This is a genomic window from Candidatus Phycosocius bacilliformis, from assembly GCF_003112735.1.
In the GTDB taxonomy this organism is placed as follows: domain Bacteria; phylum Pseudomonadota; class Alphaproteobacteria; order Caulobacterales; family Aquidulcibacteraceae; genus Aquidulcibacter; species Aquidulcibacter bacilliformis.
Genome location: NZ_BFBR01000005.1, coordinates 249,244 through 270,876, shown reverse-complemented (window position 1 = coordinate 270,876; position 21,633 = coordinate 249,244). Strand labels below are relative to the sequence as shown.

Here is a 21,633-nt window from a genome sequence, read left to right as displayed (position 1 = left end):
TTGGTCCCTATCTACCGTGGGTGTCGAGACTTGATAGGATTTGTCCCTAGTACGAGAGGACCGGGATGAACATACCTCTGGTGGACCAGTTGTCGTGCCAACGGCACAGCTGGGTAGCTAAGTATGGACTAGATAACCGCTGAAGGCATCTAAGCGGGAAACTAACCTAAAAACGAGGTCTCATTGAGAGCCGTGATAGACCATCACGTTGATAGGCCAGGTGTGGAAGACCCGCGAGGGTTGAAGCTGACTGGTACTAATCGCTCAATCGCTTGATCCTACGATCTCATACGCAGTGAAGACTGCGCCGTTCTTCGGCACTTAACGTGCCATTCCAGACGATGTCAGAACAAGATACGAGTGCATTCCGCCGACCTGGCGGCTATGCCGGGGGGTCCCCACCCGATCCCATCCCGAACTCGGTCGTTAAGTCCCCCAGGGCCGATGGTACTGTGTCTCAAGGCACGGGAGAGTAGGTCGCTGCCGGGTCTGCCGAATGCATTGGTATCTTGAAACAACCTTCCTTTAACAGACGATGTCAGATCAGACCTTCCCATACCACTTGTCGCGGGGTGGAGCAGCCCGGTAGCTCGTCAGGCTCATAACCTGAAGGTCGTAGGTTCAAATCCTGCCCCCGCACCCAAGTGTCCTGCCAGCCCCGCCAATGCGGGGCTTTTTTGCGCTTGGGCCACTGATTCCTGACAAGTGAACGTCGCTCCTTTGCTGGTTTTGGGTGTGGTTCCCATGCATCCATGAAATCAAATTCGATCTTATTGGGTGAACAACCGCTTTTGGCTCGCTACAAGGGTGAAAAATCTCTCGAATCAATTTACGCGTTAGCGTAATTGGTGTTTGCTACTGAACGAACATGGGCTTACCCAAGCCAATGACTTGGTCTCTGTCTTTTTCCGATAAATGGTAGCACTGCAGCCGACGTGTGGTGAAATAAATAGTCAAGCGGTATTCCGCGCCGGTCCGTAACACTTCCCGCCACCAGAAGTGCCAACAGCCGAATAACGGGCGATTTAACACAGGTTGGTATCCCGCTAACTGATTAGTTGCAACGCAAAGGGGTAAAGGTACTGCTTAATGAATGATAGTGAAGCGCATCAAGAACATCCTCAGGATTCCGACAAACTGAATGTACCCATCTGGCTTCGGGCAACCCTCGAAGACGCAAAGGACCTTGATTTTGAAGCGCCATTGACCGGATCGATCTCGGCTGATTGCCACGAGTTGAGTGATTTATATCGCGCGAGCTGTCAGCGCGGCGACGAATCCGCACCGCAGGACGAAACGGCGTCGAACCGAGTGATGACGATGCTCTCCTCGATTGCCGGTTTGCACCTCAAGCCCAATGAGCGAAATGAACCATTTGGCCCCATGGTGATATTCGCGGATGGCAGGAGGTCTGCTATCACTTCGGATTTTCGAGCGCATGTTGAACTGCTTGCTGACCTTGCAGTTCGTGCGAAGAACTGTGTGCTTCGGGCACGACTCTCGGACGTTTGTTGGCTTCTTGAAAGGAAGCGGGGAACATTAGCGGCGGCAGCGATCTCCGCCTACGTCGAAATTGTTGAAAAGACTGAAAGGGGTGAGCTCAAGTATCGCTTCGCTACGGAGGGCGGAGCGTTGACGTCCGGTGCCTGCGACTATCTTCGAAGAGCTTTGCAGATTGGGCGTGCTATTGGCTGGGATAAGCCCGAAACAGTTTCTGCTAGGGAGCTCGTTAGGCGTATTCGCGAGCAAGCGATTGCAGCGCGCGCACTCGTTCCTATTCATTGGTTCTGTGACCTCGACCTTGATTTCGCCATTTCCGATCCTGCCGCGATTGGCGAGGCAATCGAAGGAATGCTGTTACAACCGCTGCCCGACGAAGCGAGTCCACACATCGTCGTCGATCTCTGGAAACTTGCAGCGCGAGCATTCCACATCGCCAGACGCGAGAGCGACAAGAATCGTTGCCTCAGCGAAGCTGCCGAAAAGCTGGTCGCAGTGTCTCAAGAGACGAAGGGATCGGCGATGCTAGCGGCGCACTTTCTTAGTTCTGCTATCGCTCAACTTCATGGTCTCCCCGGTAAGAAGGACAGGCGCACAGAGCTTCGTCAGCGGTTAATTGACCTACAGGCTCAAGTTCCTGAAGAGATGTCTGTATTTTCTCAGGAGCTCGATCTTCGAGAAATTGAGGAGATAGCCCAAGAGATCGTCGGACAGGCCGATCTATTCGATATGCTTTTTATTTTTGCTGATTTGGAGAAATCTCCCGACCCAAAAAAGCTGGCTGATGATGCGGTCGAGACTATCCAACAACATCCGATTTCATCATTATTTGGAGCAGCACACTTGGATCGCTTCGGGAAGGTTATAGCTCGGACCCAAAGCGCTGGGATAGGCGAAGGTAGCGCCCGCTCAGCAGCATTTCATCGCATCGTGCAAGCTGAAGAAATTCGAAGAAAGATTGTTGCATTTGGAATGATCGAGCCCGCGCGCCGCTTGATAGCTGAACAACATTATTTGTGTGACGACACATTCGCATGGCTACTACAACACAGCCCTTTCGTCCCATCTGATCTCATCGCGACATTCGCGCGAGGCTTTTTGCGGTTCTTCCAAGGTGACTTTGTCAGTGCGGTTTACATATTGACGCCGCAACTTGAAAATTCGCTTCGTCACATACTGAAAGGCAACGGATACGACCTGACAATATTCGATGATGCGACACAGACGCAGCAAGATCGAACGATTTCTTCATTGTTTGAGCAGATGCGGACTGAGCTGGAAGGGGTTCTTACAACGGAAATTGCTGGCGATATCGAGCGTCTGTTTCTCAATAAACCAGGGCCTCATTTGCGGCACGCAGTTGCCCACGGATTGATGCATGACGGAGACCCCTACGGGTCTGATGCGATATATGCATGCTGGTTGATATTTCGGCTTTGTCTTCTGCCCCTCTTTCCTTACAGCAAAGAATTGAAGTCTACGGAAGCGGCGATGCTATTTGGGTTGTCAACTTCCCATCCTAAGCCATAGACCACCTTTAATCTTTCCCATAGTCCAATAATTCTTATTGTCATTGAGGTCGGAGGTCAGTCTTTGCAGGTCGGAACTTTTCGGTGTGGCGCATCGCTGCCCGTTTAGACATCTGATGATGTTGCCTGCACGAGCCTTAAGCTGAAAATGCGCGCAGGTGACGCGCCATTCGGAGCGCTCAATCTTGTCTTGAATCTTTGCCTTCGCTGAACCTTGGTAACGGGCAATCTCAACCACTAGACCCATCCCAAAACCCGAACGCGTGCGGCGGTGATGTGGTGGGGCTGTCAGTCCAGCTCAAACCTCACGCCGGCCTTGATCAACGCAGTGGGCGAGAGGCCAAACATCTTGTTGAACGCAAAGCTTAAATGCGCCGATGACGCAAAGCCTGCGGCATAGGCGGCCTCTGTCAGGCTGTGGCCAAGGGCAAGGGACTTGGCCACGCTGGCCATGCGACGCCATATGCGGTAGCGACGAAAACACACCCCGGCTGTTTGCTTAAACAAGGTGCGGCAGTGAGATGGCGAGAGGCCGCAGGCCTGTGCCAAGTCCGCAAACTGGGCGAAGGCATCGGGGTGTTGGTCCAGCATCCGCAAGCTGTGGGCCAAGCGCGGATCGGCTCGCCGATGTTGCGGCAGGTCAAGGGCGGCGCAGAGATCATCCAGTCGGCCCTCTTGGCTCAGCACAGCCTTGAGCCTGTCGCCCGCAGCCTCAAGGCGCGCCTCATCAAGGCTGGTAAAATCGTCGCTCAAGGCATCCAGATAGATAAAGGCCATCTTGGCCCGGCTTGTGAGATGATGCAGGCGTCCGGGCCTGATGAGGGCTATTGAGCGGCTGGCTTCGTCGGAGCGCGCGGAAGGCCCGTCCAGATAAGTCAGACTAAAGGGCTGATCGAGACCCAAAGCAATCACGGCAACCGCGGTACGATGGGGGGCGAGATCCAAGCCGGGGCCAACATAGGCTGCACGTGCACCAGCCATCATGATGCGCGCAGGCGTTTCATGAAAGCGCGGCGGCTTTTGTGTGTCTATCCTGTCTGCATGACCCATATTGATCTCCACCACGCACCGATTTTTCTCGCCCTGATCCTGGCCCTCGTGATGGGACTGGGTTCAATCGTCGCACCAATTCGCGTGACGCGCCAGTTTGACATTGTAACCTTGACGCCAGCAGGTCGAAACGAGGTGCGCGCCGTTTATGGCGGGTTTGGACTGGCCATGGCGGCCATGTTTGCAACCGCCTTGCTGCAGCCAGACCTGCGCAGCGGCATTTGCCTGACCGCCGCAGCCGCTTTGGCGGGCATGGGCGGCGGCCGACTTCTTTCGGCCGGAATTGACCGCCAGATTGGCCGCTTTCCCCTTTTCTATCTCTGCCTTGAAGTTATTCTGGCGGGGCTGTTGTTCTATGCGGCCAAGATCGGCTGATCGCTTGGCTAAGGGGACCATCCAGGTCCATGCCACTTCAGCACTGACATGTGCTAAGGGCAGCATCGCTGCAGGTTGGGTTAGGCCCGCCAAGCGGCGACCATGACAAAGGCCAAAGGGATCAGTGCTGCACAATCCACCAGCGCGATGGTGCGCAAGGGGCCAGCAGGGGCTCCAGCCTGCACATAAATGAGCAGAAAGCCAACAATGCTCATCCCAACAAGCACGCTGATGGCCCGCCGTGCGGCCGGATCAAGGCCCGCCAAGAGGCACGCAACGCACAACCCAAGAAACAGGGCACCGCGATGACGGATAAGGATGCCAAGATCACCGCCTGGAGCCACACCATAAAGCCGTGTCACCAAATCTGGCATCAATGCCACCGCCGCGGGCGCACCATGCACCACAGCAAGACTTAGCCACGCCAGTTTTAGTGCCACCTCCATCATTTCCTCCTCGGTTAAGCCCGACTTTAGCCGAGGAATTTGCCCGATGCTTTCATGAAATGACGGTTGAGGGGATTGGTCGTGTTTTTCATGTGAGTCGTTTGGCCATTTCGCTGGTTTGGCTCCAGCCCAGCTTTTCATATAAGGGCCGGCCGGCGGCGGTGGCGTGCAGGATTGCGTAGTCGATGCCGCGCGCGGCAAAGGCTTGGTCGGCGGCGGCCATCAGGCGCTTGGCAATGCCTTGGCCGCGCCACTCGGGCTCAACATAGACATTGAGCACATAGCCACGCCGATCATCGCTTGGATGGCTCGGGTGGGGCGGCCAGTCGATCACCATCAGGCCGATTCCGCCCACACTTTGTCCATCCTGTTCGGCCATCCAGCCAAAATAGCGCCCATCTCCCAGGCGTGGTTCGAGCCAGATGCGGAAAGAAGCCGTCATTTCCGCAAGCTGCGCCTGATCGCGCCCTGCCTCATGAAACATGCGTTCGCGATGATCACAGATGCGGTCGAGGTCAGTGGGCACGAGGGGGCGGAGGATCATGGCTTGAAGGCGGTCTTCCAACAATTGTCGTTTAAACGCAACACCTTGCACCCCTTGTTAGAACATGGGGCAGCATAGGACGGTGCCAAACTTTAAGATAGGCTCCCGCCCCGATCAAGACAGCGTGGGGTTTGACTGCAAACGGTATGGCGAGGTGGGATGTTGGAAACTTGAGGCAAGCCTCATGCCTCTAAGCGCCGTAAGGCACAGCCCCATCACCCTTCTAAAGCGGTGATCATTTCGACCCGCGTTGCGTGGCGACCGCCTTCAAATTCGGCACTCAAAAATGCGTCGACAATCTCAAGGGCAAGGCCCAGGCCGACAACGCGGGCGCCGAGTGAGAGCATATTGGCATCATTGTGCTGGCGGATCATGCGGGCGGAAAACGTATCAAGGCAGACCCCACAACGCACACCTTTGATCTTATTGGCCGCCATCATAATGCCTTGGCCAGTGCCACACAGCAGAATGCCAAAACGATATTGGCCATCGGCGACCAGCCGGGCAGCCTCGGCCCCGCGTTCGGGATAGGGCGTGCTTTCAGCGGTTTTGGGGCCGATGTCATCGACCTCCCAGCCTTGGGCAACCACATGATCGACAATCGCACGGCGCAGCTCAATTGCGGCATGGTCGCTGGTGATCACAAGGCGTCTGTCATGGCCCATCGCCCACCCCCTCAGCCGTGATGGCGGCCAATACTGGCCTTGATGCGTTCAAGGCTTGCGCCACGAATGGCCAGTTTATTGCCGTGATAGGCATGGCCCGGCAACTGGGCGAGGCCGGCGGCAAGCGCCAGCGCGCGGGCTTCCACCTCAGCCAAAGGCACCAGTTCGTCGAGATAGCCCGCAGTCACTGCGCCCTCTGGGTCGTAAATATGGGCCTGCACAACGGCTTTGGTCATATGCAGCGGATTGAGCCGGTCCTTGGACAATTCCAGCGCAAAAATCGGCAGCACCATGCCATTGATGGTCTCGTTCGCGCCGATCTTATAAGCCCCGCTGGCCCCCACGCGCGTGTCGCAGGCATGGAGCAAAAACACCCCCATGGCGATGGCATGGCCGGTACAGGCGGCAACCACGGGGAGCGGATTGCCATAGAGCCTGGCCAGCAGCAAAGCGCCGGCATCAAGGAGGGCAATGGCCGCTTCTGGCCCTGATCCAGTGAGAGCTTGCAGGTCAAAACCGCCGGAAAACCGGCCTTCACGACCCGATAGCACAATCGCCTTGGCCTTGGCTTCGGCTGCATCGAGAGCCTTGTGGATGGAGGCCACCATCGCCTGATTGATAACATTGGCCTTGCCGTCATCCATGCGGATCAGCGCCACATCCCCAATGAACTCAACCTGTGCACTCATGCCGATGCTCCTTAAACTTGCGGGTCAAACCCGATGCGGGGCGACTAGAAAAGATTACGCCAGCGGGGTCAACCACCGGCCTGTCTTGGACAAGGCGGTATCCGTGATTTGACCTGTCGGGGCTGGCTGTCTAATCCGGGCGCACAGACAATCGGGAGCAGTCGGCAATGGCAGGGCAGGGCGAACATATGGGTGATGGCGCAGAAAAACTCATCCTGCGGCGGCCTGATGACTGGCATGTGCACTTGCGCGATGGAGTGATGCTGGCCTCGGTGGTCAATTATACCGCCCGGCAGTTTGCCCGCGCCATTGTGATGCCCAATCTGGCCCCACCCGTGACCACAACTGAGCGCGGTGCGGCTTATCGGGACCGCATCTTGGCTGCGGTTGAGCCAGGCCTTGATTTCACGCCCCTGATGACCTGCTATCTCACCGATCACACCGATCCTGATGATATTGCGCTGGGTTTTGAGACTGGTGTCTTCACCGCTGCCAAAATGTATCCCGCCCATGCCACCACCAATTCCAGCCATGGCGTGACCGATTTCACCAAGATTTATCCGGTATTTGCGCGGATGGAGAAGATCGGCATGCCCTTGTTGCTGCATGGCGAGGTTACGGACAATCATGTCGATATTTTTGACCGCGAGGCGGTGTTTATCGAGCGGATCTTGTCGCGCATTGTGGCCGATTTCCCCGGATTGCGGATCGTGTTTGAGCATATAACCACAGCCGACGCCGTCGCATTCGTCGACAGTGCTGATCACCCCATCGCCGCCACCATCACGCCCCATCACCTTGATTTTAATCGCAATGCCATGTTCGAAGGTGGCATCAGGCCGCATTTTTATTGCTTGCCCGTAGCCAAGCGCGAGACCCATCGTCTTGCCCTGCGCAAAGCGGCAGTGTCGGGCTCGCCGCGCTTTTTCCTCGGCACGGATTCAGCCCCCCATGCCGTGGGTGACAAGGAATCCGCTTGCGGCTGTGCGGGTATTTTCAACGCACCTTTTGCGATTGAAAGCTATGCCAAGACGTTTGAGGAAGAAGGTGCGCTCGACAAGCTGGAAGGCTTTGCCAGCCTGTTCGGCCCGCGCTTTTATGGCTTGCCCGTCAATGAGACCCAGATCGTGCTGGAAAAGACCCCAGTCGACGTCCCCGCCCGCTTGGCTGCCGGTGGCACCCAAGTCGTACCCTTCCATGCCGGGCAAACTTTGGGCTGGCGTCTATGCGTGTAGGTGCCCAATAACCGGCGAATGAGCTGGCGGTTTTCGCCATTGCGGGAGGGACTGGTGCCACAGGCGAGGATTGAACTCGCGACCTCATCATTACCAATGATGCGCTCTACCACTGAGCTACTGCGGCATCCGGCACGGGCAAATGTGCGCCCACGTGCGTGAAGGCGCGCTGATACCCCGCTTACCCCTTTCTGAAAAGGGGTCTGACGCATATCATTTTCACATGAACGAATCGTTCCCGATCAAACCCCCGTCCAAGCCCCCCGCCAAGGGGGCAAGCAAGCCCAGCAAGGAAGAGCGGCTGAAGGCTGCTTTGCGCGACAATCTGAAACGTCGCAAACAGGCCGCGCGCAAAACAGTGGATGACTAAAGCGCATTTGCTTGGTTCAGAACCGCGTTGCGCGCTTAAATCTAACAGCACGGGCAGGCCTTGGCGTGATCCTCGGCCTGCCCTGTTTAGTCTCAGCGATTAAAACGCCTTTTTCAGCGTGAACACCATTTGCCGCGGTGCCCCAGCCAGCAGGGTCTGGCTGTCGCCTGAATTACCAAAGCCGTTTGAGCCAATGGTGGAGACATAGGCCTCATCACTGGCATTGGTGATATTGAGTTGGGCTTCCACACCTTTCAGCAGGCTTGCGTCTTCGAAGCGATAACCCAGAGTGATTTCCGCCAGCGTATAGGCATCAACCTGACCATTGGCCTTGTCATTGAGATACGTGAAGAAGCGCTCGCCGGTGTAGGATGCGCCCAGCTTGGCAAACACCGTCCCGTTGTCATACGCGATTTCGCCCTTCACCAGGATTTCAGGCGTATTGACCACTTTTTTGCCTTTGGTGGCCGCGATAATGGTGCCTGCACGATTGACGACATTGTCGGCATATTCTGACTGGTTCCAAGTCACTGAGCCGAACAGATCAAGGTCATCGCTCACTTGATAGACGCCCGCCATTTCAAGACCCAGCGAATTGACTGCGCCCACATTGGACAGAACCGGCGCATTACCGACAATCCCGGCCCCTTGGGAAACCGCCAGCAGGCGGTTCTCAAAGCGCACCGCATAGGCTGCAAGCGACGCCTGATAGCCATCACCGCGAACCCGCCAGCCCAATTCTGCCGTGGTGGATTCCTCGGGGTCCAGACTGCGGGCCACTTCATCCACATTGGCCTGATTGCGCGAGGCGAATGGCCCTGCGGTGGCAGCTGACACATAGGCTGCGACATTGCGCGACAAGGTACCAAACAGCTGGCTCGTCGGTGCCAGATCATAGGTGAAGCCAGCCTGTGGCAGGAAGGCTTGGCTGGTGCGCAGCTTGCCGGTGATGCCATTGGATGAGGTTGGGGCGGCATTATTGATCGTGACTGTGGCCACTTCATTGGTCACTTGCACCGACTTGAAGCCCAGATTGACTGTCAAATCATCGTTCACGGACCAATTGTCCTGTACCCAGAATTGCAGGGTGGTGGTGTCAAACTGATAGGCCCATTGGGTGAAGAAGGGATTGGTCATGAAGTCCAACGAGGGGCGGTTATTGGCCGCCCGTGCCAAACCATAGAAGCGGCGCGCCTGATCAAACTGGTTGGTCTCGACCCAGATGCCAGTGCTGACCTGATGGGCCCCCGCATCAATCGCCAGCGCTGCTGTCAGACCGGTGCGCGCAATGTCATATTCGGTGGTGCGTACGGACAATGGCGCGGGGGCGGTGATCGGACTGCCATTGCCGTCAGGAGCCCCAAGCGGGGTTGCGACATACGGGGTGAACCAGATGCCCTGACCTTCATTGGCATGATGGTAGATCTTGGCGGACAGATCGACTTTGGCCGTCAAAGGCGTCTCAAGCTTGAGATAAGCCAGATGATCTTTGCGCAGGCCGGACGCATCGAAATAGGCGTCATCCACCCTGGTGATCGGACTGGGATAGGTCGTGCCAGCCCCGGCATTGGTGACAGCTGCACCAGTTTCGCCGCGATTATTGGCAATATCGGCCAAGCGGTTGGCCAAGGCATAATTGCCCGAAACATTGTCCCACTTATAGCCCAGACGCCGGATCATCTCGAGACTGAGGTCTTGATAATCGTTTTCTGCCCGGTCCGACCAATTATACGCCGCTGTAAGCTTTGCCGCACCAATCAGCTGAACATAGGACAGATTGATCTGGTCCTGATTCTGCTCACCAACGCCTTTCCACTTATCCTGGCGGGTGGTGGCAAACGACAGCGCAGCCCTGCCACCGCCCAAAGCGTCAAGCGTACCCGTGTCGAGGCGACCGTAAGCGCGGGCTAAGGAATCGCTGCCGGAGGACAGATTGACCTGGCCGCCAAAATCTTCTCCGGCTGATTTTGAGGTAAATTGCAGTGTGCCGCCCAGATTAGAGGTTGAGGCTGTTCCAAGCGCGCCTGCCCCTTGGCTTAGGTCGACGCGGGCGATGTTCTCAGAAATGATCGCGCGTGAGATATGCAGACCATTATGATTGCCATAGCTCATGTCGCCCAGAGGAACGCCATCAAGGGTAAAACCCATCTGTGTTTGATTGAAGCCGCGCACTGAAATCCGCGTTGACCATTCATAATTGCCCAAAGCATCGGCCGATTGGAAATTGACGCCGGGCAGACGTTCAATCGCCTTGAGGGGGCTGATCCCAGGTGCGGCCAGCGCAATGACAGATGCGCTTACCGATTGGGTCTGGCGCGAACTGTTTGTGGCGTAAACCACGATGGTTTCAGCCTGTTGGGGGTCACTTGTGGTGCTGGTTTCCGGGCTCGACTGGGCAAAAGCCGGATGGGCTGCCAGCAGACTGGCCAGACAGGCAGAGGTCAGCAGGATGGTCTTGTTGGTCATATCAGTCCCCTTCGTTCGGATCGCATGTGGTCCAGAAGGGCGGCTTAGGCAGGCTCAATGACGAATGCGCGACGTCTGCGTGTCGCTTTCAAAAAGTTTGAGTTACAGCCCTGTTACACGTCCCCCAAAGCGACTTTTGGTTGATCTCCTGCCAAGCGGTCCGATTTGAGCGCATCTCCTGCATGCCATTGCCTTGAAAAAGCCGACGAGCTTGTCATAAGCAAAGACCCCGTTTCACGTGCCGGAACCTTTACCCCATGGATCGTATTGCCCTTGTCGGCGGGACGCAGCTTAAAGGCTCGATTCCCATCTCCGGCGCCAAGAATTCCGCCCTCAAGCTGCAGGCTGCCAGCCTGTTGACCAGTGAGCCGCTGGTGCTGACCAATATGCCGGAGCTGGCCGACACACGCTTCATGGTGGAGCTGTTAGAGCAATTGGGCGTGACCTGCTTTTGGCCTAAGGCCAGCGGGCGTCTGTCCATGCATGCAGAAGACATCACCAGCACGATTGCGCCCTATGATCTGGTGCGCAAGATGCGCGCGACCTTCAATGTATTGGGCCCACTTTTGGCCCGCGTTGGTCACGCCACAGTGTCGCTGCCCGGTGGGTGCGCGATCGGGGCCAGACCTGTCGATTTGCACCTGAAAGCCTTTGAAGCCATGGGGGCCGATATTGTCATCGAAGGCGGCTATGTGAAGGCTGCTGCCTTACGCGGCCTCAAAGGGGCCAAGATCGTATTTCCCTTTGTCTCGGTGGGCGCGACTGAACATGCCATGTTGGCCGCCACTTTGGCCAAAGGCGAAACCGTGTTGGAAAATGCTGCACGTGAGCCCGAGATTGGCGATATTGCCCATTGCTTGGTGGCCATGGGGGCCAAGATCGACGGGATTGGGACATCGACCTTGCGTATTCAGGGTGTGGATGAGCTCAAAGGCACGACTTGGAGCGTCATCCCCGACCGCATTGAAGCGGGGTCTTATGCCTGTTGTGTAGCTGCAGCCGGGGGCGAGGTGACACTGACCCATGTGGTGCCGGAAACCATCTCCTCGCTGATCGACGTCTTGCAGCGTGCCGGGGTTGAGGTTGAGGTGGGTCCAGATTGGGTGAAAATCACCCGTGATCCCGCCGTGCCAATCAAGCCAGTGGACATTGACACCCAGCCCTATCCCGGCTTCCCAACCGATACCCAAGCTCAAGTCATGGCCCTGATGACCCGCGCCAATGGGGCGTCGATTTTCCGGGAAAATATTTTCGAGAACCGCTATATGCATGCTCCGGAATTGCGTCGTTTGGGGGCCGATATCTCGGTGCGCGGTTCTGAGGCGGTGGTGCGCGGGGTTGACACCTTGCGCGGCGCGCCGGTGATGGCCACGGACTTGCGCGCCTCGGTTTCACTGATCATTGCTGGCTTGATGGCCGAAGGCGAAACCATTATTTCGCGGGTCTATCACCTTGACCGCGGGTTTGAGCGGTTGGAAGCCAAATTATCCGGCTGTGGCGCGCAAATCCGGCGTCTGTCGGGTTCGGAGGAATAAGTGGTCCACGCAAAGCTGCGGCTGTTGGCGCAAGACGAGGCAGACCTGCCAATCCTGTCGGCTGCGGTCCAGGACGGCATTTTCAAGGTTGCCGATGCGACCTGGACGCCGGCGAAACGGCGCTTTGCCATCAAATTGCAGCGCTTTGTCTGGGAAGCTCCGCCGCGCAAAGGTGCTGGCCAGCGCGTCTGGGCGGTTTTGTCGTTTGAGGGCATTCTTGCTGTTCAGGCGCGTAAAGTGGCCCAAAGCCGCCGCGACGCGTTTGCCAGCCTGTTGGCCATCCTGTTTGAACCCGGTGAAGCCCCCGGCGGCAAGCTGCGCTTAAGCTTGGCCGATGGGGGCGAGATCGTACTTGAAGCCGAATGTATCGACATCACATTGGCTGATCTGAGTGAACCGCGCGAGGCCGTCGCCCGCCCCCGCCACGACCTTTAAGCTGCCCCATCGCTGCCCAAGGCAGGGTCGTTACTCTCCCCAAAGCCCTGTTGGCGCGCTAGATAAAGCTCATGACCCGCCTCCTTTTGGCTTCCGCCCCTGATTTTTCGACCCATTATCGCGCTCTGCTCCAAACCCGGGGTGAGGCCGTTGATGGCGTTGAGGCTGTGGTCAGCCAGATCATCCAGGATGTGAAAGCGCGCGGCTTTCACGCTTTGGCCGACCTCAGCGCGCGGTTTGACAACTTTGCTCTAACCCCTGAGACCGTTCGGATAGGTCCCGCCGCGGTCAATGCGGCCATGGCGGCGTGCGACCGACAGGTGATTGCCGCTCTTGAACTCGCCGCCGAGCGCATCCTTGACTATCACCTCCGCGCCCGGCCTGAAGATGCCCGCTGGCAGGATGGACAGGGCTTGAGTTTGGGGTGGCGCTGGACGCCGGTGGATGCTGCTGGCCTTTATGCACCCGGTGGTCTTGCGGCCTATCCGTCCTCGGTGCTGATGAATGCGCTTCCTGCCAAAGCAGCCGGGGTCCAACGGCTGGTGATGATGACGCCACCGGCCCGTCTGCATGAGAATCCAGCCATTTTGGCAGCAGCCAAGATCGCCGGGATTGATGAGATTTATGGCGTAGGCGGGGCTCAAGCCATTGCTGCTTTGGCCTATGGGGCAGACCCCATCGCCCCGGTTGATGTGATTGCCGGGCCGGGCAATGCGTGGGTATCCACGGCCAAGAAGCTGGTATTTGGCACCGTTGGCATTGATTCTGTGGCTGGACCGTCAGAGGTGTTTATCATTGCCGACGGCCGCAATGATCCCGCCATTATCGCCGCAGACCTCTTGGCGCAGGCAGAACATGATGCGGTGGCCCAATCGATCCTATTCACCGATGATGCTGCCTTCGGCCAGCGCGTATTGGAGGCGGTTGACCTTATGATCGCCCAAGGTGGTGCCGGTCCAGAAGCTGCCAAGTCCTGGCCAGCCTATGGGGCTGTCATCGTGGTGGATCAACTGGTGGATGCCGTGGCTTTGAGTGATCAGGGCGCCCCCGAACATTTGCAGATCGCCACGGATGATCCAGATCATTTGGCCAGCCTTGTGCGCCATGCTGGGGCGATTTTCTTGGGTCGCCACAGCCCGGAAGCCTTGGGCGATTATCTGGCCGGGCCCAATCATGTGTTGCCAACCGGCGGGCGGTCGCGCTGGGCGTCGGGTCTTAGCACCCATATGTTCATGAAGCGCACGACATTAATGGGAACAGGTCTTGATGGCTTGGCCGCCATTGGGCCAGCGGGTGTGGCGCTTGCGACAGCTGAAGGGCTGCCTGCCCATGCCGCCAGCATCGCCTTGCGGTTGAAAGCTGCCGGGCTTGATCCAGCTTGACGCGGCTCGTGATGGGCGTGGGCCTGTTGCTGGGTCTTGAACCTGCAGGCAGGCTCTTGCAAGGTTAGGTCATGAGCAACCGCCGTATCGCCGATGTCCGCCTCGATGAGGAATCCCTTGCCGCCCAAACTGCGGATGGCGAGCATGAGCGCCGCGTCGCGATCTTTGACCTGCTTGAGGCCAATCATTTCGATGTCATCGACGGCCCTGATGGGCCCTATAGTCTTGTCCTGTCCGTCGTGGACCAAAAACTGGTGTTTGATGTGAAGCTGCTTGATGGCAGTGATGTGCGGGTCTTCATCCTGTCGCTGTCGCCGTTCAAGCGGGTGATCAAAGATTATTTCATGATCTGCGAGAGCTATCATCAAGCCATCCGCCAGGCGACACCAACCCAGATCGAAGCAATCGATATGGGCCGCCGCGGTCTACACAATGAGGGTTCGCGGCTTCTGGAAACGCGGCTGGAAGGCAAGGTCGGCCTTGATTTCGACACCGCCCGGCGTCTGTTCACGCTGATCTGTGCGTTGCATGTCAGGCTGTAACGCCGGTGCCATTGGAACGCCCACCTCAATCTGTCCTGTTCTGCTGCACCATGAATGCCATCCGCTCACCCATGGCTGAGGGTTTGATGAAGCGGCGGTTTGGCACGCGTGTGTTTGTGGATTCCTGCGGCTTGCGCAAAGCCGAAGCTGTGGATCCCATGGCGGTGATGGTGATGGACGAATTGGGTGTGGACATTATGAAGCATCGTCCCAAGACGTTTGCCGATCTGGAGGATGATAGTTTCGACCTGATCATCTCCTTGGCCCCGCAAGCCCACCATCGCGCCCTCGAATACACGCGTCATCTGGCGGTGGAAGTTGAATATTGGCCGACGCTTGACCCCTCGGCCATTGAAGGCAGCCGCGATAGTCGGATGGACAGCTATCGTGATGTGCGCGATGCGCTGGACCGGCAGATTGCCAAACGCTTTGCCATGCTGCGGGCAGAGGGCTAGGTTCTGGCCGAATTTTATCGGACCCGTTGCATTTAGTCCCTAAAGTCCGGCAATGGCACGCGCCCCCCGCCCAACCCGTCAAGCCGTGTTGGCCATTCTGATGGGCCGCCTTGAACAGGCTGTGGCCGCAGGCCGCGGTCCTGAGGCCTATGCCATAAACGAATTGATTGCGCGTGCCGAGACGATGACTTGGCCCGACCAAGATCATCAGGCCGCGATGGCAGCAGAACAAGCCAACATACGCCAAGCCAGAATTGACGCGCTTTTGGCCATGCTGGCGCGTGGGCGTGACAGTCCAGACTAAGTTTACCGCGGCCGGTTGGCGTGAGGCGCCGGGTGGTCGGCTTGCAATGACGGGCCGGCAAGGCCATGATGGGCGCATGAAGACAGGATCTGTCCGCCTTGATCGGCACGCCCGCCATATTTTGCTCAAAGAGGTGGGTGGGGCAGGGCAGAAGCGTTTGGCTGAGGCCAGCGTCGCCTTGGTGGGTGTCGGTGGCTTGGGGGCTCCTGCGGCCATGTATTTGGCCGCCGCAGGTGTTGGCCGCTTGATCTTGATCGACCCCGATGTGGTGGAACTATCCAACCTCCAGCGCCAAATCCTCTTCCACACCGAGGATGTCGGGGTAGACAAGGCCCGTGCAGGGCAAACCGCTCTTCAACTTTTGGACCCCCAGATTGAGGTCGAGGCCGTGGTTCAACGCCTTGATGCCAATAATGCCGAACAGCTGATTGCCGGGGCCGATCTGGTGCTGGATGGAACCGATGATTTCGCCACCCGCTTTGCGGTCAATGCGGCTTGTCATCACTTGGGCATTGCTTTGGTGTCGGGTGCGGTTGGGCGATGGGACGGGCAAGTGGCTATGTTTGGTTCCGGCCTCAGCCGTAAGGAGCCCGGCGTTCCTGCTTGGCCATGTTACCGCTGCTTTGTGCCTGAAGTTCCACCTGAAGCCGAGACATGTGCTCAAATGGGCATTGTGGGGGCTTTGACCGGTGTGATTGGATCCATGATGGCGCTGGAGGCCATCAAATGGTTGACCAAGGCGGGCTCACCTTTGATGGGGCGGTTGTGGATGTTGGATGGTCTGGCAGGCAGCAGTCGCACAGTAAAGCTGGCTGCCGATCCTGCCTGTCCGTGCTGCGGGGCCGGGTGATATGATCCGTTGGATTACCATGGCCGGCTTGGCTTTTGCCGGGCTGTGGGTGGGGCCTGCCGTGGCCCAGACCCACGACATGTGTGCCCTCTTGTCGCGCAATCCTGATTGGGCGGAGGCTGTGCGCTCTGCGTCGCGAACCTGGAAGGTCAGTCCCGGCAGTCTCCTGACGGTGATTGATCAGGAAAGCCGCTTTAATGCCTATGCCAAAGGGGCCGGCGCGGTTGACGCCAATTCGGTGCGTAATTTTGGCTTTGCGCAGGCCAATCTGCGCACGTGGAATTGGTTCCTTCGCGAGACAGGACGCAGTTCGGGTTCCCGCAGTAATTTTGCGCTCTCGGTCGACTTTGTCGGCTGGCACTTCACGACGATGGAGGCGCGTACCGGGGTCAAGCGCGACCATTTCGCACCCCAGTATCTGATCTACAAATTGGGTGAAGGTGGCTATCGCCGAGGTGCGCCCACTTATGCGCGCCGTTTGGCAAACCGATTGGAACAGGTCGCCCGTTCCCATGATGAGGAGCTTGCAGCCTGCGGTTTTGAGCCAAAGCCCGGCTCAGACGTTGAAAGTGCCAAACCTGACCGGGTGACACCTGAGCCAAGCAAGTCTGCACGCGCTTTACCAGCCGAAGCACCCAAACCCAAACCCAAGCAGGCGGTGGCCAAGCCGAAGTCCGATCCACCAGCCGGCCAATCCAAGTCGCAGCCCAAAACGGCCCCAAAGGCCAAACCAAAAACTGCCCCGCGTACGCCCCCCGCGCCAAACTCGGAAAAGCCTGATTGGATTCTGCCGCCAGCAAAGACCAAGAAGACCCCGAAAGCTGATTAGTCAGTGTGGATATCGTGTCCTCCTGTCATGCCCTGTTTACGGGGGAGGAGGTCCCGTTTCCCAACAGGCTGTCATCCCGGACACGCAGCCGATCCGGGACCTTGTGGCGCACAGGCGCGAGGACGTCCCCGCTCTGCGCTATCGCTCCGGCGGGGATGACATCGTTTTTGGAAGTATTCTGATCTGGAAGCGCTTTGGTGCCCAATCTGGTCACCAAACCGCACTCTCAATTGTTATGGCGACAGCTGGGTGGTCAAGTGCGCAGCTTTGCTGCGGCGCGGTGCGATCGGTTTTCGAAGAAAACCGACACTTGACGACCCAGATGTCGCGCTCAAACTCGACCATCCGTTTTGGTGAAACACAGGTTTCACCAAAGCGGTTCCAAGTGGAAATGAACATCCACAACACCCTATCATCCCGGACGGCGCCAGCCTTTGCGGGCAAGGCCCGTGCGCCGGGAAATGCCTTGGCTGGCCTTTAAGGGCTTTTTGCTGGTCAGTGCTTTTCGCGGCTTTGCCGTCGGCTTTTTTGCCGGTTCAGCCTCATCCTCGCCGACAATTGCTTCCCGCCGGGCGGTCTCACGCTCAGCTTTTTTGCTGATCTGGCGCACCTTCAAACCTTGGCGCAGTGACAAAGGTGCGCTCAACTGACCCTTATCGGGATCATGGAAGGCAGAGCCATAGCGGGTCAGGCGTTCTTCCACTGAGCCCAAGAATTCAGTTTCCCAGTCTGTCAGACCCTCTTGGCTCGATCTTGCTTTTTCTGCAGCCCGTTTCAGGGCCGACAGCGCGCGCTTGGTCAGGGCAGGATCGACCCGGCGCGCCATGTCAGCCTCAGATTTCGCCGACGGCTTCCAGATAAAGGTCGAGCATCATTTCAGCTTCTGCGCGGTCATTGGCGTCCTGCTTGCGCAGGCGAATGACGGCCCGCAGCGCCTTGGTATCAAAACCCAACGACTTGGCCTCGCCATAGACTTCCTTGAGCTGCTCAGCCAGCTCGGTCTTTTCTGTTTCCAATGTTTCAATCCGAGCCACAAACTGGCGCAGCTTCTCCTTCGACGCCGATGTCAGGGCTTGGGGGGCAGCAACAGGATTGGTCGCATCGTCTGCATCATACATGGGAATACCTCAAAATCGGGGGTGGGTGATCACGCCAGTCCCTTCTAGCCCACGGGCGCGAAGGTGCAATCAGGCCTCTGCACGAAACTCTGAAGAAGTTGGCGCTGGAACCCGGTCGGTCGCATAGGCGCGAATAATCTCCACCACGAGGTCAGGATCGACCCAATGGGGCATGTGCCCGGCCATCGCCACCCGGTAGGATTGGGCATGGGGCAGATCGCGCGCAAGTCCTGCCGCATGAATGCTGTTGAAAACGATGATGTCGCCTTGGCCCGAGACAATCGAGACCGGCAGTTTCAGGCTTCGATAACGCCCCGCTTGGGCTGCCATCTGTGCGCTGCCCACCACCATGTCAGCCGCATTGGCCTGATAGCTTTTGGGCCGGAAATAAAGCGGGGTGCCGATACGCTCACCATAATCCGCGGGCTCTACCGGGCCAGGTGCAAAGCCGCGCGCAATGCCTTTGGGGGCCAGTTTTGGGCCCAACAGGGGCGGCAGAGTCCAAGCCAGAATATCCCCCAGAACCGGGATCACGGCCAAGCTGTTGAGCCAGTTTCGCGTCTGTTTCCACGGGTGGGAGGCCGGGGCCAGCAGGACAAGGGCTTTGACCAGTTCGGGATGATCGAGCGCCAGCCGCAAAATCACACCCGCTCCCCAGCTATGGCCGACCGCCACAACCGGCCCCGATGCGCTCTGGCGCAAGATATCGGCCAGAAAGGCTGCTTGCTCGCCCAGATTCTGGGCTTTTGGTGGCCGCTCTGAATAGCCCAGACCTGGCCGGTCAGGGGCGATTAAGCGCAGACCGTCAAGTTTGTGGCCCAGCGCGGATATCAGTTCACGCGCATTCGATGCCGCCCCATGCACCATCAGGACTTCTGGTCCGCTGCCGTGTTCGATGACATGGGCCTTGACGCCGCGGGCTGTGACAAACCGGCCAATCGGCGGCCATGAGCGTTGGATCAAGGCCAGCCGCAACATGATCGACAGCGCCATAAACAGGCAAAGGGCCGCCAAGAGCACCAGATAGGGGGCTATCTTGGCAAGCAGCTCATGGCTCATAGCGACAATCCTTCCAGTCGGGTTTGCATGCGCAGCAAGCCGCGTTTGGCTGCGTCCAGATAGGGGTGATAATAGAGCGCCTCACGATAAGCCGCTGCAGCTCCCGCAAAGTTACCCATGTCCTCGCGTACCAAGCCAAGGCCGGCCCAAGCTGCAAAATGGCGGGGTTCTTGACGCAAGGCTCGCTTGAGCAGGCTTTCGGCCTGCGCATAATCCCCATCATCATAGGCAATGGTGGCAAGCCGTGTGAGACCCTCGGCAAAATCTGGATCCAAAGTCACGACCGAGGTTAAGGCAGTCCGGGCGGTCTCTTTGTCGTCTGCTTCCAGCGCGGTGCTGGCGCTTTGCATCAAGAGATTGATGGTGGGCGAGGCATGGCGTGTCAGGATGAGGTAGATTTCCCCCTCATAACGGGCTGCCTCTTCTGGTGAAGCACTGCGAGCAAGTGCGGCATAGAATTGGTTGAGCTTTTGATCCGGTGGCGGGTCATAGGCAATCGGCGGGGCAGGGGCCACTTCCTGCCCACTTGCTGTTAGACTGCCGGGGGGTACCGAACCGGCGGGCAAGAGTAACAACAGAGGCAGAAGTCGCAGAAAGCGCATGGGTAAGACCTTCGCCACTCCGCTAACCTCGACCGGTTGGCAAAGTCAAACCGGGTGCCGCCTCATGCGATGACCCGGCCTTAAAATCGCTGCCTAAACTGGCAGGCCTGCATCCCGCATCGCTTGGCGTAGGGCATTGGGGTCGGTGAACAAATGGGTCTTGAAGCCCAAGCTATGGGCAGCCTCAATATTGGCCGGCGAATCATCGGTGAAGAAGACATCCTCCGGATTGAGATTGCCCATGCGGGCCAATGATATGTCAAAAATCCGTTGACCCGGCTTGGCGGTCTTTTCATCACCAGAGACGATGATGTCGGCAAAGTGACGGGGGAAGTCGAAAGGCCCAAAACAGGTTTGGACCATCTCAGTGGGCATATTGGTCAGCACATATTGAGGAATGTTGGCAGCGGCCAGTTCGCTGACCAATTGGGTAGAGCCCGTAATCTCGCCGGTTATCATATCGGCAAAGCCAGTCTTCCAGGCCGCAATCTCGTCGGCAAAATCGGGAAACGCAGCTTGGCGTGCGGGGATGGTCACATCCATGGGTGTGCCCTCATCGTGCAGCATATGCCACGACATCGGACAGACATGAGTCAGGAAATAATCGAGCCGATCTTGGTCTGGAATCAGACGCGCATAAAGCTGGCGGGGCGACCAGCCCACCAGCACATTGCCATAATCGAAAAGAACTGCGCAAACGGGCGCAGGCACGCTGGCTTAGCCTGCCTTGGCCTTGAAGCGGGGGTCCACCTTGTTGATGACATAGACCCGGCCTTTACGGCGCACGACCTGACACGCGGCATGGCGGGTCTTCAGTGACTTGATGGAGCTCTTCACTTTCATGGTCGTATTCCAAAGGATGGTGCGCACAGCCGCGCGTTGAGGGTGATGTCTTCAAGAGAGCGCGGCTGATACGTTCCAGCGGGGCAGAAGTCAATTCGCAGACGCAGAATTTACGGCCATTTCCCGAACAAGTCCGGGCAAAAACAACAGTGGCCACACCACCAGAATGGCATTCATCGAAAACCATAGGGCGTCGACTTCACCCAAAAGCAGCCAATAGCCGCAGGCCATGCCCCCGGCCACGATGGTGAGAATCAGCGAAATCAGCGCCATGGGCCGCCAGATCGGGTCTTGGCGGCGTGCGGCACGTACAGCCCACAGGCCTGTGATGGAAAATGCAATGTCGAGCGGGAAGAATGACCAGTTCCAGGCTACTACCCGTGGATCATGGGCATGGGCATAAAGCCACTCGCTGGGAATGCTGATCAGGCCCAGGCATTCCAGCAACGCAACGCTCCAATAGATCAGAAAGGCGATGTCGGTAGCCGTCAGGGCCCATTTCAGCGAGGTAGACACTATCCCTTGTCCTTGTCGGATTTGGACTTAGCCTTCTGATCCGGGCAGATGATCACGGCATAGGCCGCACCCCAACACGTGGTCTTGCCGACGAAGTAATTGATCTCGAACTTGGAGGCCAAATAATAATTGGTGCGCTTGATGGGCAGGAGGCTTGCTGCATCCAAGCTCAATTTGTCCTGCTCGCGCATCACCTGGCGCAGGCGTTGCTCGGTCGGGTTGGAGTAAAACAGAGCCCCCAGGATCAGGAGCAGGGCAATCAGGAATCTCATGACGGCACACTGAGCCTCAACT

The 21,633-nt window shown here is 57.7% G+C and carries 26 protein-coding genes, 2 tRNA genes and 2 rRNA genes (1 of these 30 only partly in view); 15 read left to right on the top strand and 15 right to left on the bottom strand.

What is annotated here, in order from left to right; genetic code table 11:
• The 4 genes from PbB2_RS09945 to PbB2_RS09930 form a co-directional block, all read left to right on the top strand.
• Nucleotides 1–280: ribosomal RNA gene (locus PbB2_RS09945) — 23S ribosomal RNA — on the top strand (it extends 2,510 nt beyond the left edge of the window).
• A 94-nt stretch (nucleotides 281–374) separates the two neighbouring features.
• Nucleotides 375–489, top strand: a 5S ribosomal RNA gene (gene rrf, locus PbB2_RS09940).
• Nucleotides 490–566: 77 nt separating this feature from the next.
• Nucleotides 567–643, top strand: a tRNA-Met gene (locus tag PbB2_RS09935).
• Nucleotides 644–1,089: 446 nt separating this feature from the next.
• Nucleotides 1,090–3,030, top strand: coding sequence for a DUF4209 domain-containing protein (locus tag PbB2_RS09930; RefSeq protein ID WP_238164959.1), 1,941 nt, complete (start codon nucleotides 1,090–1,092; stop codon nucleotides 3,028–3,030).
• A gap of 287 nt (nucleotides 3,031–3,317) precedes the next feature.
• On the opposite strand, the gene PbB2_RS09920 is transcribed toward PbB2_RS09930, so the two are convergent.
• Complete coding sequence (locus PbB2_RS09920) at nucleotides 3,318–4,079, bottom strand: helix-turn-helix domain-containing protein (RefSeq protein ID WP_133245776.1); 762 nt, start codon at nucleotides 4,077–4,079, stop codon at nucleotides 3,318–3,320.
• On the opposite strand from PbB2_RS09920, the gene PbB2_RS09915 reads away from it, so the two are divergent.
• A complete protein-coding gene (locus PbB2_RS09915) occupies nucleotides 4,071–4,454 on the top strand; it encodes a DUF4345 family protein (RefSeq protein ID WP_192576279.1) in 384 nt (127 codons plus the stop codon). The genes PbB2_RS09920 and PbB2_RS09915 overlap by 9 nt on opposite strands.
• An 80-nt stretch (nucleotides 4,455–4,534) precedes the next feature.
• Here PbB2_RS09915 and PbB2_RS09910 read toward each other — a convergent pair whose 3' ends face one another.
• From PbB2_RS09910 to PbB2_RS09895, 4 genes are all read right to left on the bottom strand, one after another.
• On the bottom strand, nucleotides 4,535–4,900 hold the full coding sequence (locus tag PbB2_RS09910) for a hypothetical protein (protein WP_133245775.1): 366 nt from the start codon (nucleotides 4,898–4,900) through the stop codon (nucleotides 4,535–4,537).
• 88 nt (nucleotides 4,901–4,988) lie between these two features.
• Entirely contained in the window at nucleotides 4,989–5,444 is a 456-nt protein-coding gene (locus PbB2_RS09905) for a GNAT family N-acetyltransferase (protein ID WP_108985184.1), read from the bottom strand.
• Between the two features lie 215 nt (nucleotides 5,445–5,659).
• Nucleotides 5,660–6,109: a ribose 5-phosphate isomerase B gene (gene rpiB, locus PbB2_RS09900; RefSeq protein ID WP_108985150.1), complete on the bottom strand. Its 450-nt coding sequence runs from the start codon at nucleotides 6,107–6,109 to the stop codon at nucleotides 5,660–5,662.
• A gap of 11 nt (nucleotides 6,110–6,120) precedes the next feature.
• The gene (locus PbB2_RS09895) at nucleotides 6,121–6,798 is read right to left on the bottom strand and encodes a crotonase/enoyl-CoA hydratase family protein (RefSeq protein WP_108985149.1); all 678 of its coding nucleotides are present in this window, start codon (nucleotides 6,796–6,798) and stop codon (nucleotides 6,121–6,123) included.
• Between the two features lie 167 nt (nucleotides 6,799–6,965).
• On the opposite strand from PbB2_RS09895, the gene pyrC reads away from it, so the two are divergent.
• Nucleotides 6,966–8,033 carry a dihydroorotase gene (gene pyrC / locus PbB2_RS09890; RefSeq protein WP_238164958.1) on the top strand — a complete coding sequence of 356 codons (1,068 nt, stop codon included), beginning with the start codon at nucleotides 6,966–6,968 and terminating at the stop codon, nucleotides 8,031–8,033.
• 52 nt (nucleotides 8,034–8,085) lie between these two features.
• On the opposite strand, the gene PbB2_RS09885 is transcribed toward pyrC, so the two are convergent.
• Nucleotides 8,086–8,160: transfer RNA gene (locus tag PbB2_RS09885), tRNA-Thr, on the bottom strand.
• Nucleotides 8,161–8,256: 96 nt separating this feature from the next.
• Here PbB2_RS09885 and PbB2_RS16085 point away from each other — a divergent pair.
• Nucleotides 8,257–8,403, top strand: coding sequence for a hypothetical protein (locus PbB2_RS16085; RefSeq protein ID WP_192576278.1), 147 nt, complete (start codon nucleotides 8,257–8,259; stop codon nucleotides 8,401–8,403).
• A gap of 99 nt (nucleotides 8,404–8,502) precedes the next feature.
• On the opposite strand, the gene PbB2_RS09880 is transcribed toward PbB2_RS16085, so the two are convergent.
• Complete coding sequence (locus tag PbB2_RS09880; protein WP_108985147.1) at nucleotides 8,503–10,869, bottom strand: TonB-dependent receptor; 2,367 nt, start codon at nucleotides 10,867–10,869, stop codon at nucleotides 8,503–8,505.
• Nucleotides 10,870–11,126: 257 nt separating this feature from the next.
• Between PbB2_RS09880 and murA the strand changes: the two genes are divergently transcribed.
• The 8 genes from murA (at nucleotide 11,127) to PbB2_RS09840 (ending at nucleotide 17,201) form a co-directional block, all read left to right on the top strand.
• Nucleotides 11,127–12,404 (top strand): UDP-N-acetylglucosamine 1-carboxyvinyltransferase, encoded by a 1,278-nt coding sequence (gene murA / locus PbB2_RS09875; RefSeq protein ID WP_108985146.1) that lies wholly within the window; start codon nucleotides 11,127–11,129, stop codon nucleotides 12,402–12,404.
• Nucleotides 12,405–12,839, top strand: a complete 435-nt coding sequence (locus tag PbB2_RS09870) for a DUF2948 family protein (RefSeq protein ID WP_108985145.1) — start codon at nucleotides 12,405–12,407, stop codon at nucleotides 12,837–12,839.
• 71 nt (nucleotides 12,840–12,910) lie between these two features.
• Nucleotides 12,911–14,221 carry a histidinol dehydrogenase gene (gene hisD, locus PbB2_RS09865; RefSeq protein WP_108985144.1) on the top strand — a complete coding sequence of 437 codons (1,311 nt, stop codon included), beginning with the start codon at nucleotides 12,911–12,913 and terminating at the stop codon, nucleotides 14,219–14,221.
• Nucleotides 14,222–14,292: 71 nt separating this feature from the next.
• On the top strand, nucleotides 14,293–14,763 hold the full coding sequence (locus tag PbB2_RS09860; protein WP_108985143.1) for a UPF0262 family protein: 471 nt from the start codon (nucleotides 14,293–14,295) through the stop codon (nucleotides 14,761–14,763).
• A 5-nt stretch (nucleotides 14,764–14,768) separates the two neighbouring features.
• Nucleotides 14,769–15,218: an arsenate-mycothiol transferase ArsC gene (locus PbB2_RS09855; RefSeq protein WP_108985142.1), complete on the top strand. Its 450-nt coding sequence runs from the start codon at nucleotides 14,769–14,771 to the stop codon at nucleotides 15,216–15,218.
• A gap of 52 nt (nucleotides 15,219–15,270) precedes the next feature.
• Nucleotides 15,271–15,522 (top strand): hypothetical protein, encoded by a 252-nt coding sequence (locus PbB2_RS09850; protein ID WP_108985141.1) that lies wholly within the window; start codon nucleotides 15,271–15,273, stop codon nucleotides 15,520–15,522.
• Nucleotides 15,523–15,598: 76 nt separating this feature from the next.
• Complete coding sequence (locus PbB2_RS09845) at nucleotides 15,599–16,372, top strand: HesA/MoeB/ThiF family protein (RefSeq protein ID WP_108985183.1); 774 nt, start codon at nucleotides 15,599–15,601, stop codon at nucleotides 16,370–16,372.
• 1 nt (nucleotide 16,373) lies between these two features.
• Nucleotides 16,374–17,201 carry a transglycosylase SLT domain-containing protein gene (locus tag PbB2_RS09840; protein WP_108985140.1) on the top strand — a complete coding sequence of 276 codons (828 nt, stop codon included), beginning with the start codon at nucleotides 16,374–16,376 and terminating at the stop codon, nucleotides 17,199–17,201.
• A gap of 412 nt (nucleotides 17,202–17,613) precedes the next feature.
• Here the strand turns inward: PbB2_RS09840 and PbB2_RS09830 are convergent, their stop codons facing one another.
• The 8 genes from PbB2_RS09830 to PbB2_RS09795 all read right to left on the bottom strand — a co-directional run bounded on the left by PbB2_RS09830 (nucleotide 17,614) and on the right by PbB2_RS09795 (nucleotide 21,611).
• Entirely contained in the window at nucleotides 17,614–18,027 is a 414-nt protein-coding gene (locus PbB2_RS09830) for a hypothetical protein (RefSeq protein WP_108985138.1), read from the bottom strand.
• A 7-nt stretch (nucleotides 18,028–18,034) separates the two neighbouring features.
• Nucleotides 18,035–18,319, bottom strand: a complete 285-nt coding sequence (locus tag PbB2_RS09825; RefSeq protein WP_108985137.1) for a DUF2312 domain-containing protein — start codon at nucleotides 18,317–18,319, stop codon at nucleotides 18,035–18,037.
• Nucleotides 18,320–18,388: 69 nt separating this feature from the next.
• The gene (locus tag PbB2_RS09820; RefSeq protein WP_108985136.1) at nucleotides 18,389–19,378 is read right to left on the bottom strand and encodes an alpha/beta fold hydrolase; all 990 of its coding nucleotides are present in this window, start codon (nucleotides 19,376–19,378) and stop codon (nucleotides 18,389–18,391) included.
• Nucleotides 19,375–19,980 (bottom strand): tetratricopeptide repeat protein, encoded by a 606-nt coding sequence (locus PbB2_RS09815; RefSeq protein WP_133245774.1) that lies wholly within the window; start codon nucleotides 19,978–19,980, stop codon nucleotides 19,375–19,377. The genes PbB2_RS09820 and PbB2_RS09815 overlap by 4 nt, the downstream gene beginning before the upstream one ends.
• 93 nt (nucleotides 19,981–20,073) lie before the next feature.
• Nucleotides 20,074–20,691: an HAD-IA family hydrolase gene (locus PbB2_RS09810; RefSeq protein WP_108985134.1), complete on the bottom strand. Its 618-nt coding sequence runs from the start codon at nucleotides 20,689–20,691 to the stop codon at nucleotides 20,074–20,076.
• A gap of 6 nt (nucleotides 20,692–20,697) precedes the next feature.
• Nucleotides 20,698–20,823 carry a type B 50S ribosomal protein L36 gene (gene ykgO / locus PbB2_RS09805; RefSeq protein ID WP_108985182.1) on the bottom strand — a complete coding sequence of 42 codons (126 nt, stop codon included), beginning with the start codon at nucleotides 20,821–20,823 and terminating at the stop codon, nucleotides 20,698–20,700.
• A 90-nt stretch (nucleotides 20,824–20,913) separates the two neighbouring features.
• The gene (locus PbB2_RS09800; RefSeq protein ID WP_108985133.1) at nucleotides 20,914–21,339 is read right to left on the bottom strand and encodes a DUF5360 family protein; all 426 of its coding nucleotides are present in this window, start codon (nucleotides 21,337–21,339) and stop codon (nucleotides 20,914–20,916) included.
• A complete protein-coding gene (locus PbB2_RS09795; RefSeq protein ID WP_108985132.1) occupies nucleotides 21,339–21,611 on the bottom strand; it encodes a hypothetical protein in 273 nt (90 codons plus the stop codon). Before PbB2_RS09795 ends, PbB2_RS09800 begins: the two co-directional genes overlap by 1 nt.
• Nucleotides 21,612–21,633 lie beyond the last annotated feature (22 nt).